This is a genomic window from Marinobacter sp. F3R08 (assembly GCF_018860425.1).
In the GTDB taxonomy this organism is placed as follows: Bacteria; Pseudomonadota; Gammaproteobacteria; order Pseudomonadales; family Oleiphilaceae; genus Marinobacter.
The window spans coordinates 133,269-146,254 of sequence record NZ_JAHKPI010000008.1 but is presented as its reverse complement, the minus strand read 5'-3'; the positions used below and the strand labels follow the sequence as shown (position 1 = coordinate 146,254).

Sequence of the window (12,986 nt, the reverse complement as noted above, 5' to 3'; positions counted from 1 at the left end):
CAGGTTGCCCTGAATGAACGATGAGATCCGACGTAAACGGGTTACCCGTTTTATCGATACACTCAACCAGGCCAAAGAACTCGGCCTCACTGTCACCGAGGCAAAAAAAGGCAGTCTGACACTTTGCCTGCCCTACAGTGACCGGATCATCGGTAACCCTGACACCGGTGTGATCCATGGCGGGGCTATAACCACATTAATGGATACGACTTCTGGTTGCGTGATCCTGTGTTCCCTGGAAGAGTTCGAACTCTGTCCGACGCTGGATCTGCGGGTGGACTATATGCGTCCGGCCTCGCCACGGAAGCCGGTTTATGCCCGCGCTGAAACCTATCGGGTAACCCGAAATATCATTTTCACCCGCTGTGAAGCGTTCCAGGAAGGGGGTGAGACCATTGCCAACTGCGTGGCCACCTTTATGCGTATCGGGAAGGATGCCAGCCCCAAACACTACCGGGACCTGATTACAGGGGGTGAAGAATGACTGATCCGGAAATCCTCCGTTATACCCAGGAAACCGGCGACTTCAGCCGTATGCTTGAGAGCATTCCCTACGCCATCTGGATAGGCCTGCAGTGTGAGCAGTTCGGAGACGACCTGATTTTTCGCTTGCCCTGCAAGGATTCCAATCTTGGCAACCCGATTCTGCCGGCAATCCACGGTGGCGTGATTGGTGGTTTCATGGAGATGTCCGCCAATATCTATCTGATCATGTCGCAGGAAAGTCTTCGTATGCCTCGCATCGTTGATTTTTCTCTGGACTACCTCAGGGCGGGGCTCAACCGCGAAACCTACGCTGAATGTCGACTGACACGTCAGGGTAACCGGGTTGCCAATGTGATGGTCAGCGCCTGGCAAAAATCCCGTTCCCAACCCATTGCGACGGCACGCGCGCACTTCCTGCTCGAGGACTGATTTTCTCGATGTATCGGGGCTTGAAATGCTCCGGTATGCCCCCAATTCCTGTTCAACACGAACCATGAGGCAATGTGGGCACACCGTGCCTGTTTATTCGTATTCAGGAGATATAAACGCCATGACGGTTGAGACGCAAAAAGAGACTCTGGGTTTTCAGACGGAAGTGAAGCAACTGCTTCAGTTGATGATCCATTCCCTCTACTCCAACAAGGAAATCTTCCTTCGTGAGCTGATTTCGAATGCTTCAGATGCCGAGGACAAACTGCGCTTCGCGGCCCTGAAGGATGACAGCCTGTATGAAGGCGATCCCGATCTGAAAATTCGTCTGGATTTTGATGAAGAGGCCAACACAGTCACGCTCACCGATAACGGCATCGGTATGACCCGCGACGACGTAATCCAGAACCTGGGTACCATTGCCCGCTCTGGTACGGCTGAATTCCTGCAACAGCTGTCTGGAGATGAAAAGAAGGACAGCAAGCTGATTGGGCAGTTTGGTGTTGGTTTCTACTCGGCGTTTATCGTGGCCGACAAGGTTGATGTCTTTACCCGTCGTGCTGGTGAGTCTGCGGAGAACGGCGTGCATTGGGAATCCAAGGGCGACGGCGAGTTCTCGATTGAGCAGGTGAACCTCGAAAACCGTGGTACCCAGATTGTGTTGCATCTGAAACCGGACACCAAGGAATTCGCCAATGGCTGGAAGTTGCGTAGCCTGGTGAAGAAGTATTCGGATCATATCTCCTTCCCGGTCGTAATGAAGCCGGAGGCAAGTGAAGGCGAAGAAGGCGAGAAGAAGGAGGAGTACGAAACCGTAAACGACGCGACGGCACTCTGGACCCTTCCGCGTAACGAGATCAAGGACGAAGAGTACAAGGAATTCTACAAGCACATCGCCCATGACTTTGAAGACCCGCTGACCTGGTCCCACAACAAGGTAGAAGGCAAGCTGGACTACACCAGCCTGCTGTATATCCCGGCCCGAGCTCCGTTTGATCTATACAACCGGGAAGCACCTCGTGGCCTGAAGCTTTACGTGCAGCGCGTGTTCATCATGGATGACGCCGAGCAGTTCCTGCCGCTTTACCTGCGTTTCGCCAAGGGCGTGATTGATTCCAATGACCTGTCCCTGAACGTATCCCGGGAGATTCTGCAGAACGACAGTACCGTGGAAAGTATCCGCACCGCGCTTACCAAGCGGGTTCTGGATATGCTGTCCAAGCTGGCCAAAAAGGATCCTGAGCAGTTCCAGAAGTTCTGGACCGAGTTCGGTACCGTATTGAAAGAAGGGCCGGCTGAAGATTTCAGCAACCGAGAGAAGGTTGCCGGTCTGCTGCGCTTTGCTTCTACCCACACTGGCGAGAGCGCGCAGAATGTGTCGCTGGATGACTACATCAGCCGGATGAAAGATGGGCAGAAGAAGCTCTACTACATCACTGCAGACAACTTCACCGCGGCGAAGAGTAGCCCACATCTGGAAGTGTTCCGTAAAAAGGGCATCGAGGTGCTGATTCTCACTGATCGCATTGATGAGTGGATGATGGGCTACCTCAGCGAATACGACGGCAAGCAGTTCCAGGATGTTGCCCGGGGTGATCTGGATCTTGGTGAAATTGAGACCGATGAGGACAAGAAGCACAAGGAAGAGGCTGCGGAGGAGCACAAGGACCTTCTTGAGCGCATTAAGAGCGCACTGGATGATCGGGTTCAGGAAGTGCGTGTGACCAACCGTCTGACAGATTCACCGGCCTGTCTGGTCGTGGGTGACTTCGACATGGGTGCCCAGATGAAGAAGATCATGGAGGCTGCCGGCCAGCAGGTGCCTGATAGCAAGCCGATCTTTGAGATCAATGTGGATCACCCACTGGTTCAGCGCCTTGAACGCGAAAAAGGCGAAGAACGATTCAGTGAGCTCTCGGCTGTTCTGCTGGACCAGGCCACCCTGGCCAGCGGTGAGCAGCTTCCGGATCCGGGGGCCTACGTCACCCGCTTGAACCGCCTGTTGCTGGAACTGGCCAATTAAACGCCCATGCAGCAGATTGTAGTGGACATCAACATTAGCCCTGAGGAGTGGATCAAGCTCTATCAGGGAGTTGCTACCGATGTCCGCACCACGGCCCGGGACGGACGCTCTGTCCGGTTCCCGGCCCGTATCCTCTCCCGTTACTATCTTCGCGACGGTGTTCGCGGTAGTTTCCGCATTGTGTTTGACGATGCCGGCAAGTTCTCTTCTATTGAGCGGATCTAAACGCTTCACCGCACCATCCATAAATAAAACCTTTCACGAACTTACGTTTAATTAATTGTATCAAAGCATCTGCCTCACGCTATCGTGTTTCCGTTCTCGATAGGCAGGAGCTTGCCCATGTTAGCTATGTTTTCATCCGATCGTTTGATTGCCCGGAAGGATTTTCTTGGAATCCTGGCGGCTTACTGGAGCGATTACGCGTGTGCTCAGTAACCGGAACGAACGACGCAGCGCCTGCAGATTTTCATAGGGACACGCTATCCGGGATATAAGAAATGCTCAGAGCAGAGTGTTTACTGTGTCCTATAGTTAGTAGTGCCACCTTCAACGAAGTGTTGATTTGCCAACTCAGTGAGGAAAAGACAATGACCGACAACAACAGCCCGGGCGGAAAGTGCCCCGTGATGCATGGATCTAATACTCAGGAAAAGGCCGATGTTGCCGGCTGGTGGCCTGAAAACCTCAATCTTGACATCCTTCATCAGCACGACAGTAAAACCAATCCCCTCGGTGAGAATTTTAACTATCGCGAAGAGGTTAAAAAGCTTGACCACGAGGCCCTTGAAAAAGACATGCACGAGTTGATGACCAGCAGCCAGGAGTGGTGGCCTGCCGACTGGGGTCATTACGGAGGCCTGATGATTCGTCTGGCGTGGCATGCTGCCGGTACCTATCGATTGGCGGACGGCCGCGGTGGCGCGGGAACCGGTAACCAGCGGTTTGCCCCGCTCAACTCCTGGCCGGATAACGGTAACCTCGACAAGGCTCGGCGTTTACTGTGGCCACTCAAGAAAAAGTACGGCAATAAAGTAAGCTGGGCAGATTTGTTTATTCTGGCCGGAAATGTGGCTTACGAGTCGTTCGGTCTGAAAACCTTTGGGTTCTCCTATGGTCGCGAGGACATCTGGCATCCGGAAAAGGACATCTATTGGGGGGCGGAGAAGGAGTGGCTGGCACCGTCTGACAGCCGATACGAAAATGTCGACAAGCCAGACACCATGGAAAATCCGTTGGCTGCCGTGCAGATGGGTCTGATTTACGTGAATCCGGAAGGTGTCAATGGCCAGCCGGATCCGCAGAAAACGGCCGAGCAAGTACGTGTTACCTTCGCCCGCATGGCAATGAATGATGAAGAGACTGCTGCCTTGACGGCAGGCGGCCACACCGTCGGTAAGGCTCATGGTAATGGCGATGCAGATGCTCTCGGGGCCGAGCCGGAAGGGGCGGATGTTCAGGAGCAGGGTCTTGGATGGGTTAATCCGAATCTGCAGGGTAAGGCTACCAACGCGGTAACCTCTGGCGTTGAGGGTGCCTGGACGACGAATCCAACCACCTTCGACATGGGGTATTTCGATCTGCTGTTTGGCTATGAATGGCAGCTGACGAAGAGTCCTGCGGGCGCACATCAGTGGGAGCCGGTGGACATCAAAGAAGAGCACATGCCTGTTGATACCACCGATTCATCGGTTCGTCGCATGCCGATGATGACCGATGCGGATATGGCCATGAAAGTGGACCCGAAGTTTCGCGCGATCTGTGAAAGGTTCATGGCGGATCCGGACTATTTCAGGGATTGCTTTGCCCGCGCCTGGTTCAAGCTGACCCACCGGGATATGGGGCCAAAGTCCCGTTACATTGGTCCGGACGTGCCGGGTGAAGATCTGATCTGGCAAGATCCGGTTCCCCAGGGTGAAACCAATTATATTGAGGAAGTGGTCAAGGAAAAGATCGCTGAATCAGGCCTGAACCTGAACGAGCTGGTAAGCACAGCGTGGGATAGTGCACGGACCTTCCGTGGTTCTGACCGGCGTGGTGGTGCCAACGGTGCGCGCATCCGCCTTGCTCCCCAGAAAGATTGGGAAGGCAATGAGCCTGAGCGCCTGGCCAGGGTATTGAAGGTTTATGAGAAGATTTCGGCCGACACCGGTGCCAGCATTGCTGACGTCATTGTTCTGGGCGGGAACCTGGGTGTCGAGATGGCCGCGAAGGCTGCCGGTCACGACGTTCATGTTCCGTTCCTGAAAGGCCGTGGTGATGCGACTGAGGCAATGACGGATGCTGAATCCTTCGATCCGCTGGAGCCGTTGTCTGATGGCTTCCGCAACTGGCAGAAGAAGGATTACGTGGTCAAGCCGGAAGAGATGCTTCTGGACCGTGCCCAGCTGATGGGACTGACTGCGCCTGAAATGACCGTTCTGCTCGGAGGTATGCGGGTACTCGGAACCAACCATGGCGACAGCAAACACGGTGTCTTTACGGATCGCGTCGGTCAGTTGACCAATGATTTCTTCGTGAATCTGACTGACATGGCGAATCGGTGGGAGCCCACTGGCAAAAACGCCTACAACATTGTTGATCGCAATAATGGAAACACAAGGTTTACCGCGACTCGTGTTGACCTTGTATTCGGTTCCAACTCTATCCTGCGTGCTTACGCAGAGCTGTACGCCCAGGACGACAATGAAGCGAAGTTCGTGAATGACTTCGTTGCCGCATGGACAAAGGTCATGAACGCCGATCGTTTCGACGTTGAATAAAACCTGAAAGTAAGCAAATGGGCACTCCGATAACGGGGTGCCCGTCTACCAACTTCCCGCCAAATTCCTTACAATCCGCTCCGTCTGATTTTTGATCAGTCTCACCCTGAACAGACCGTCTTTCTGCTGGAGCACTCATGCGAATTATTCTCGCCCCTATGGAAGGGCTGGTCGATGCGCCCATCCGTGAAACCCTGACCAAGGTTGGCGGGATTGACCGGTGCGTGACGGAATTCGTGCGCGTTACACACGGCATGCTGCCACCCAGAGTGTTCTTCAAGTACGCCCCGGAACTGCATAACCAGTCACTTACCCAGGTGGGGACTCCCGTTGCCGTTCAGTTACTCGGTTCAGATCCGCACCAGATGGCGCTCCATGGCGTCCGGGCTGCGGAACTCGGGGCAACTCAGGTGGATATCAATTTTGGCTGCCCGGCCAAAACCGTGAACAAGCACAAGGGTGGTTGTGTGCTGATGCGTGAGCCGGAGCTGATGCATGAGATTGTGGCTGCGGTGCGTCAGGCAGTGCCACAATCGGTGCCGGTTACGGCCAAGATGCGTCTGGGCTATGACGATCGATCCATGGGCGTGGCTTGTGCGCAGGCACTTGAAGCGGCCGGCGCTGAAGAAATCGTCATCCATGCCCGGAGCAAAGTCGATGGGTACAAGCCGCCCGCCTACTGGGAGGAGATCGCCCGGGCAAGGGAAGCCGTGAGCACCCATGTCATTGCAAACGGAGAGATCTGGACCGTTGCAGATTACTGGCGCTGCCGGGAAGTGTCTGGTTGTGAGGACGTGATGATTGGCCGTGGCCTGATTGCACGGCCAGACCTGGCCCGGCAGATAAAGGCCAGCCAGCAGGGTGAACAGGTGCCGGATATGACCTGGCCGGAAGCAGTGGCGCTGGTACGCGAATACGCCATGGTTTTGCAGGGCTGGCTGGAAGACCGGTATGTGACAGGACGCATCAAACAATGGCTCAACTTCTTGCGTCAGGGTTTCTCTGAGGCGGAAACGCTCTGGCCCGAGGCCCGAAAAATCCGCGAGGTGGCCCCTATGATGGCGTGTCTGGATCAGCGGGTGGCGGTTTCGGACTCCCGCGCGGCCTGATCTCCGTTTTTCCGATCGCTGGTTTTTTCTGCGGCTACACTGGTATCAATGGCGTTCGTCGGAGCATCCGCTTGCTTGCAGTTGGGCGCCGTTATGCCGGTAGCAGCTGACGATCACGTTGTGAAGGTGACGCCGTTGGGGAGTCACGATGGCGAGCTTTGTAGCCGTGACCGGGCATTGCCGGGGCCGGAAATGGAAGATCAGTCTTCCATTTCCTGACGGTAGTTTCCAGAGCGCGCGGCACCATTAAGTCGGGCGCGCTTGAGTATTGCCGCCTGAGCTTCCTGGCCGTTGTCGAGGTTCCCGGCCCAGGCCTTCTGCGCCGGCTCCTGCAGGGCGCGTCCGTAGGAGAAGCTCAGTGCCCAGGGCTGTGGACCCATGCTGTTCATGGCATTGAGATTAACCGTGGCTTCTTCCGGAGTCTGCCCCCCCGACAGGAAACAGATGCCGGGCACTGCCGCCGGTACGGCCCGGCGGAAAACGTCAAGAGTCGCCTTTGCCACCTGTTCCGGGGACGCCTTCGGAGTGTCTTTGCCCGGTGTGACCATGCTGGGTTTAAGAATCATGTACTCAAGGTTTACTTTGTGGCGGTAGAGGGCATGAAAGACCTCGCGGATAACGGTCTCACTCACGTCTGTGCAGCGCTCGATGGTATGGTTGCCATCAATCAGCACCTCCGGCTCGACAATGGGCACTATGCCCATAGACTGACAAATAGCGGCATAGCGGGCGAGCACCTCGGCATTGGCCTCCACAGCCTGTCGTGATGGCAGTGTCTCCGAAATATGAAATACATCGCGCCACTTGGCGAACCGGGCGCCCTGGTGTTTGTAGATTTCAAGGCGGTCTTCAAGTCCGTCCAGGCCAAGCGTGATTTCGTCACCCGGTGCATTGACCAGAGGTTGCTTGCCTTTATCCACTTTGATACCCGGTACAATGCCATTGCTGGCAAGCAGCTTTGGTATGGGGACGTTGTCCAGGCTGTTCTGACCCAGAGTCTCCTCGAACAGGATCACGCCACTGATGAACTCTCCGAGCCCTGCGGCCGAAAAAATCAGGCTGCGGTATTCCCGCCTTTTCTCCTCGGCTGACTCCACCCCGATGGCCTTGAAGCGTTTGGCGATGGTGGGGTGGCTCTCATCGGCCGCGAGTATTCCTTTGCCGGGCTGAACCAATTCCTGGATAGTGGCGCTCAGTTCTTCCTGAATGGTCATAATGAACTCCTGATTGATCCGCATTAGTCTGAGTGGTCGGTCGGCCCGCCACCTAATTGTAGACGCTGAATCACAGTATGAAATTTGATCTGCGCTAAGGCAGAAACGGATGTCCTGAATTACGCTGTAGTTGAAAGCAACAGGAAACAGGAAACCTCGGTATATGAAAACCGTTGTCAGTGTCAGCCAGGGATCTGCAGAATACGATTACGATCTTGAAACCACGTTTCTGGGCCAGCCTTTCCGGATTATCCGGATAGGCGCCGATGGGGATCTTTCCAGGGCAGAAGCGGCACTGGAGTCGGTGCATGCTGAGGCGGACGCCATTGGTCTGAGCATGTTCCATGATCACTATGAGGTAGGACGGGAGCAATTGGAGCACCCGGATACGGCCCGTCTTGAAGCCCGTGTCCCGGACAAGCCTGTTACCACGGGTGCTGGTCTGCGGGCCATCCTGCAGGAGTGGGCGGTGCGTCATACCCAGTCTGAGCTGGGGCATTTTTTTGACAATGCCCGTGTTCTTTTCATGAACGGTCAGGCCGGCTATCGAATTGCCAGGGCGCTGTCAGAACATACCGAGAATCTGTTTTTTGCGGACCCCTACACCGATTTCGGGGTGCCGAGATTGCTGACGTCTCTGAAACAGCTGGAAACTTACACCTCGCTGACCGCACCGATCATGTTCAAGCCCGTGGCGGTAAAAACGGTAGAAGCCCTTCTTCGTTCCCCGTTGTACCGACTGGGAGAGGGCCTTGTGAAAGGTTCGCTGCATCAGGCCGTTTCCCAGGCGCACGTGATTGTTGCATCCATGGGAGATCTGGAGAATTTCAGCAAGAAAGAGCTGGATGGAAAAACCATCATTACCTCCCGTGTCACCGACTCGGCTCTGGACTGGATGCGCTCCCGGGGGGTTGCCATGGTCGTGGATTACAGTCCCTGGCTGGAAGGCCGGCCTGTGGGCGTAAACGTGATGGAGGCCATGATCAGTGCGGCTCTTTCGCGGACTCCGGAGCAACTTGGGCCGGACGACTATCTGGATGTTATCCAGAACCTGGGCATTGAGCCCAGGATCCTGTATCCGGACGGTTACCGACGGGTCAACCGTTTCGCCTTCGTGATCCACCCGTTGTCCCAGCAGTACCTGACCAAGACACCGCCGCTGGACTGGGTTGCCAGTGTTTCTCCGCCGGTGGTGATGAACCTGGTGGAGAAGGCCATCGCCTATTCACCGCCGTTTATCTATTCGAAGGTGTCCGGCATCCGGTCTCCCAACGGCGATGAGGTAGAGGGCTGGCTGATTACCGTTGGTGGTACGCCCAGGGAAATCATGGCGCATGGGCCTGAATTTACCTATGCAAGGCTGCTGCAGGCGGCAAAACTGGCGAAAAAACTGGGAGCCCAGATCATGGGCCTGGGGGCCTTCACCAAGGTTGTCGGCGATGCCGGTGTTACGGTAGCCAAACGGGCGCCACTGCCAATCACTACTGGTAACAGCTACAGCGCTTCGGGAGCTCTCTGGGCCGCCCACGACGCCATGAAGAAAATAGGGCGGGTGAGTATCGGAGCCAACGGTAAAGCTGCCGGCAAGGCCATGGTCGTGGGCGCTACGGGTGCGATCGGGTCTGTTTGCGCCCGATTGCTTGCCAAGGCAGTTGACGAGATTTATCTCGCAGCGCCGGAGCCTGCGAAGCTGCTTGCCCTCAAGGAAAGCATTGAACAGGAAACACCGGGCGCTATCGTGCATGTCGCAGGTTCTGCAGAGCGCGATCTGTCGAATATGGACATGATCGTTACCGCTACCTCGGGCGCTGGTAAACGAATTCTGGACATCATGAAAGTGAAGCCGGGTTGCGTGATCACCGACGTGGCCAGACCCCTGGATATTTCCGCGGAAGACGTGGCAAAACGTCCGGATGTGCTGGTCATTGAGTCAGGTGAAATTCAGCTGCCGGGCGAGGTGCACATGAAAGACATAGGTTTGCCCAAAGGGATAGCTTATGCCTGCCTGGCGGAGACCATCGTACTGGCTCTGGAGGCCAAGTTCGAAAACTTCACACTGGGGCGCAATATCGAATGGGAAAAGGTGCGAGAGATTTATAAGCTGGGCTTGAAGCACGGCATGAAACTGGCCGCCATTTCCGGAGTGAACGGTGCGTTCACCGAGGAGGATTTCGAGAGAGTTCGAAATCTGGCAGCCAGCCAGACCCAGGAAGCTGAGGGGCCGGATATGCCGGCATAAGGCAAGCCGTCAACAGATCTTGCGCTGGGGTGGCGCACCGGATTAGCGGTCAGACCAGCGCTGTTCCAGCAGCTGACGTTCTGCCTCGCGTCCCAGGGGCAGATCGGCCATCAACTGATCAAGCTGACGGTCAAGCAGACTTCCACCGCTGGCCGTCTGATAGCCGCCTGTGGCAGCTGCTTGGTCAGCCTCCTTGCGAACCCTCTGTTCCCAGCTGCCTGTCTGGGTGCGACAGGCGATCTGTTCTGAGGCCTGGCCGCCGGCGTCGAGGTGGAACTGGCGGCACCATTCCCCGGCTTGACTCATAAAGGTTAAACGAGGCGTCAGCACGGCATCGTCGTTCACAGCGTAAGCCTGTCCGCTGGGTTGGCTATCCAGTATCTCCGCTACCGCGGGCCAGGGTGGATTCCCCTCGGTTGGCATTGTCAGCCACTGTGTCATCGCAAAGCCGGCAATTACTGCGGCGGCAACGGCTTTGCCTGAGTGTTCGCGCAGTCTTCGCCACCATGGAAACGCAATCACATTATCCCTGCCGCCCGGAGTGGCACCCTGACTCTCATTGGCCAGCATCCTGCTGACCGCTTCCGGCATGGGCGGGTCATCAATGGAACTGTAATGTGCCCGGAGTTCCGCATCCACCGTCGCGAGTTCGGCCAACCGGTCCGCCAGTGTGGGGTCATCGGCGATCTGGTCTCTGACAGCACTCATTTCGGCCGGGCTGAGCTCGCTATCAAGGAAAGCTGAGAGGGTCTCGTCTGTAGGTTTCATGAGTCGGTCCTCAAGGTGGCTGGTGACAGGGCTTCGTGCAGTGCTGCCCGAGCGCGAGCGAGCCGGCTCATCACGGTGCCTTTGGGCACATCGAGTATCTCTGCTACCGTTTTGTAGGGCATGCCCTGGATGGCCACGAGAGATATGATCTGACGCTGGTCTTCGGACAGTTGAGACATAGCCGAATCCACCCGGTTCCACTCGATTTCTTTGGTTGTCTGGTGTTCGCCGTTGGTTACCAGGCCATCGGTCAGTTCAGGCTGATTGGCGGCCTCGCGGCGAACTTTTCGGGCCCGACACTCGTCTATCCAGACGTTACGGCATATTCGGAAGGCCCACTTGGTGAGATCCACATCGTCTGGCCTCTCACGGGTCAGAAGCCGTTCAACCGTGTTCTGCAGCAAGTCGTCAGCATCTGCGACAGAGCCAGTCAGCGAGTAGGCGAACTTTCGAAGACCTGGTAGTAGTTCCGTGATTTCCTGTTGCATAGTGCTCATTCTGCGTTGGGGTTACCGGATAGACGAGCGGGCCAATCTTTTATTCCATGCGGAACGGAATTTTTTTCAGGTCGGGCCGTTAGATTAAGTGAAACGTTCCGGAATTTGGATGGTAAAAATGATACCTGTTATCAAGTCCACGATGTTGTCCGCCTTGGTTCTGTGTTGTGTGCCGGTCACGGCCGCGGCGCTGACCGGCGGTTCGGTATTGGATAACCCCGCGAGCAGCATTACACGCCAGGTTGAGAGAAATGCCGAGCGGCTGGTTGAACGGGCAGCCGACCGGAGAATTGAAAGCCGCCTGGAGGAAAAGGCCGGGATTCCTGAAGAAGGTCTCCAGAACTTGCCAGAGGTCCTGACTATCAACACGGCCGAAGGAGAGAAGGCATTCAATGATGTCCTGCTGGAGGACGGATTCAGGGCCGTCGAGCGGCAATGGCTGGTAGCTGGCACAGCAGAGGAAATCAAACGTCTGGACCATCCGGGGATTACGGTTCTGGAACAGAAAGCGTTAGACGGGCTCGGCATGATCATCGCCAGGTTCCGTGTGAGGGCTGATATGGACTCGCTCGAGGCGCTGCGAATCGCGCTTCCGGAACTTGCTGACCGACTCGACCGCAACCACACATACAGTCCCCAGGCGGGCACATCGAGCCCTTCGGGAAATCCTCTGGCTTCTTCGGGGGAAAGCCTGTGTGAGGCGCCTGTCAGGATAGGAATGATTGATACCTCTGTGGCAACCGATCACGCCGATTTTCGTGATGCCAGGGTCGTTGAACAACGTTTTTTGTCAATTGACGATGCCGCCGGTGAGCTTTCCTCCGTGACGGCCCATGGTACGGCGGTAGCGGGCCAGCTGGTTGGCAGACGGGGCGAATCGGGGCAGGCCAGATTACCTGCTGCAACCCTCTTCAATGCCTCGGTTTTTTACAGACGGACAGAAGATCTCTCCGGTGCAACGTTGGGTCATCTGCTAGAGGGGCTGAACTGGTTGGCGGCTCAGCAGCTTTCCGTGATCAATATCAGTCTTACCGGCCCGAACAACCGTTTGTTGGCTGCAGCCATCAAAAACCTTCAGAAACAGGGCACCTTGCTGGTTGCTGCAGTTGGAAATGACGGGCCCACAGCGCCACCTCTGTATCCCGCTGCTTACCCGGAGGTAGTGGGCGTTACCGCAACCTCCCGGACGGGCGAGCTATACCGTTGGGCTAATCGGGGAGATCAGGTGATGTTTGCGGCACACGGTGTCGAGGTTGAGGTTTCCCATCCGGGCGGTGGCACTGTTACAGATAGTGGAACGTCTCTGGCGGCGCCGGTGGTTGCGGCAGCCCTGGCGTGTCAGGTAAATGGGAGTGATGATGAAATGGCACTGGAAGCGTTGATTGACCAGGCTCAGGATCTCGGTGAGCCCGGTCGCGATGGTCTTTTTGGTTTCGGTTTCCTTCCGTATTGATCGGCC

The 12,986-nt window shown here is 56.1% G+C and carries 12 protein-coding genes; 9 read left to right on the top strand and 3 right to left on the bottom strand.

The features are described from left to right. Window positions 1-13 precede the first annotated feature (13 nt). The 7 genes from KO499_RS02430 (at window position 14) to KO499_RS19795 (ending at window position 7,028) form a co-directional block, all read left to right on the top strand. The gene (locus KO499_RS02430) at window positions 14-484 is read left to right on the top strand and encodes a PaaI family thioesterase (RefSeq protein ID WP_215982130.1); all 471 of its coding nucleotides are present in this window, start codon (window positions 14-16) and stop codon (window positions 482-484) included. Continuing rightward, window positions 481-915 carry a PaaI family thioesterase gene (locus KO499_RS02425; RefSeq protein ID WP_215982129.1) on the top strand — a complete coding sequence of 145 codons (435 nt, stop codon included), beginning with the start codon at window positions 481-483 and terminating at the stop codon, window positions 913-915. Before KO499_RS02430 ends, KO499_RS02425 begins: the two co-directional genes overlap by 4 nt. 121 nt (window positions 916-1,036) lie before the next feature. Beyond that, complete coding sequence (htpG, locus tag KO499_RS02420; RefSeq protein ID WP_215982128.1) at window positions 1,037-2,938, top strand: molecular chaperone HtpG; 1,902 nt, start codon at window positions 1,037-1,039, stop codon at window positions 2,936-2,938. A gap of 6 nt (window positions 2,939-2,944) precedes the next feature. Then, window positions 2,945-3,163, top strand: coding sequence for a DUF2835 domain-containing protein (locus KO499_RS02415; RefSeq protein WP_215982127.1), 219 nt, complete (start codon window positions 2,945-2,947; stop codon window positions 3,161-3,163). A gap of 365 nt (window positions 3,164-3,528) precedes the next feature. Further along, the gene (gene katG, locus KO499_RS02410; protein ID WP_215982126.1) at window positions 3,529-5,700 is read left to right on the top strand and encodes a catalase/peroxidase HPI; all 2,172 of its coding nucleotides are present in this window, start codon (window positions 3,529-3,531) and stop codon (window positions 5,698-5,700) included. Window positions 5,701-5,837: 137 nt separating this feature from the next. Continuing rightward, window positions 5,838-6,809 (top strand): tRNA dihydrouridine synthase, encoded by a 972-nt coding sequence (locus KO499_RS02405; protein WP_215982125.1) that lies wholly within the window; start codon window positions 5,838-5,840, stop codon window positions 6,807-6,809. Between the two features lie 93 nt (window positions 6,810-6,902). Continuing rightward, window positions 6,903-7,028 (top strand): hypothetical protein, encoded by a 126-nt coding sequence (locus tag KO499_RS19795; protein ID WP_266100632.1) that lies wholly within the window; start codon window positions 6,903-6,905, stop codon window positions 7,026-7,028. On the opposite strand, the gene KO499_RS02395 is transcribed toward KO499_RS19795, so the two are convergent. After that, window positions 7,010-8,023, bottom strand: coding sequence for a class I fructose-bisphosphate aldolase (locus tag KO499_RS02395; protein ID WP_215982124.1), 1,014 nt, complete (start codon window positions 8,021-8,023; stop codon window positions 7,010-7,012). The two genes, KO499_RS19795 and KO499_RS02395, sit on opposite strands and share 19 nt — an antisense overlap. A gap of 163 nt (window positions 8,024-8,186) precedes the next feature. Between KO499_RS02395 and KO499_RS02390 the strand changes: the two genes are divergently transcribed. Then, window positions 8,187-10,262 (top strand): dehydrogenase, encoded by a 2,076-nt coding sequence (locus KO499_RS02390; RefSeq protein WP_215982123.1) that lies wholly within the window; start codon window positions 8,187-8,189, stop codon window positions 10,260-10,262. A 42-nt stretch (window positions 10,263-10,304) separates the two neighbouring features. On the opposite strand, the gene KO499_RS02385 is transcribed toward KO499_RS02390, so the two are convergent. Both KO499_RS02385 and KO499_RS02380 read right to left on the bottom strand, forming a co-directional pair. Beyond that, entirely contained in the window at window positions 10,305-11,030 is a 726-nt protein-coding gene (locus tag KO499_RS02385) for a hypothetical protein (RefSeq protein ID WP_215982122.1), read from the bottom strand. After that, entirely contained in the window at window positions 11,027-11,527 is a 501-nt protein-coding gene (locus KO499_RS02380; RefSeq protein WP_228339726.1) for an RNA polymerase sigma factor, read from the bottom strand. Before KO499_RS02380 ends, KO499_RS02385 begins: the two co-directional genes overlap by 4 nt. 118 nt (window positions 11,528-11,645) lie before the next feature. Between KO499_RS02380 and KO499_RS02375 the strand changes: the two genes are divergently transcribed. After that, window positions 11,646-12,980: a S8 family serine peptidase gene (locus tag KO499_RS02375; protein WP_215982121.1), complete on the top strand. Its 1,335-nt coding sequence runs from the start codon at window positions 11,646-11,648 to the stop codon at window positions 12,978-12,980. The last annotated feature ends 6 nt before the right edge of the window (window positions 12,981-12,986 follow it).

Bases quoted from the DNA above. Each gene is read 5' to 3' on its own strand.
- katG (WP_215982126.1), top strand. From the start codon at position 3,529: ATGACCGACAACAACAGCCCGGGCGGAAAGTGCCCCGTGATGCATGGA.
- KO499_RS02390 (WP_215982123.1), top strand. From the start codon at position 8,187: ATGAAAACCGTTGTCAGTGTCAGCCAGGGATCTGCAGAATACGATTAC.
- KO499_RS02385 (WP_215982122.1), bottom strand. From the start codon at position 11,030: ATGAAACCTACAGACGAGACCCTCTCAGCTTTCCTTGATAGCGAGCTC.
- htpG (WP_215982128.1), top strand. From the start codon at position 1,037: ATGACGGTTGAGACGCAAAAAGAGACTCTGGGTTTTCAGACGGAAGTG.
- KO499_RS02430 (WP_215982130.1), top strand. From the start codon at position 14: ATGAACGATGAGATCCGACGTAAACGGGTTACCCGTTTTATCGATACA.
- KO499_RS02405 (WP_215982125.1), top strand. From the start codon at position 5,838: ATGCGAATTATTCTCGCCCCTATGGAAGGGCTGGTCGATGCGCCCATC.
- KO499_RS02425 (WP_215982129.1), top strand. From the start codon at position 481: ATGACTGATCCGGAAATCCTCCGTTATACCCAGGAAACCGGCGACTTC.
- KO499_RS02375 (WP_215982121.1), top strand. From the start codon at position 11,646: ATGATACCTGTTATCAAGTCCACGATGTTGTCCGCCTTGGTTCTGTGT.
- KO499_RS02395 (WP_215982124.1), bottom strand. From the start codon at position 8,023: ATGACCATTCAGGAAGAACTGAGCGCCACTATCCAGGAATTGGTTCAG.
- KO499_RS02415 (WP_215982127.1), top strand. From the start codon at position 2,945: ATGCAGCAGATTGTAGTGGACATCAACATTAGCCCTGAGGAGTGGATC.
- KO499_RS02380 (WP_228339726.1), bottom strand. From the start codon at position 11,527: ATGAGCACTATGCAACAGGAAATCACGGAACTACTACCAGGTCTTCGA.
- KO499_RS19795 (WP_266100632.1), top strand. From the start codon at position 6,903: ATGCCGGTAGCAGCTGACGATCACGTTGTGAAGGTGACGCCGTTGGGG.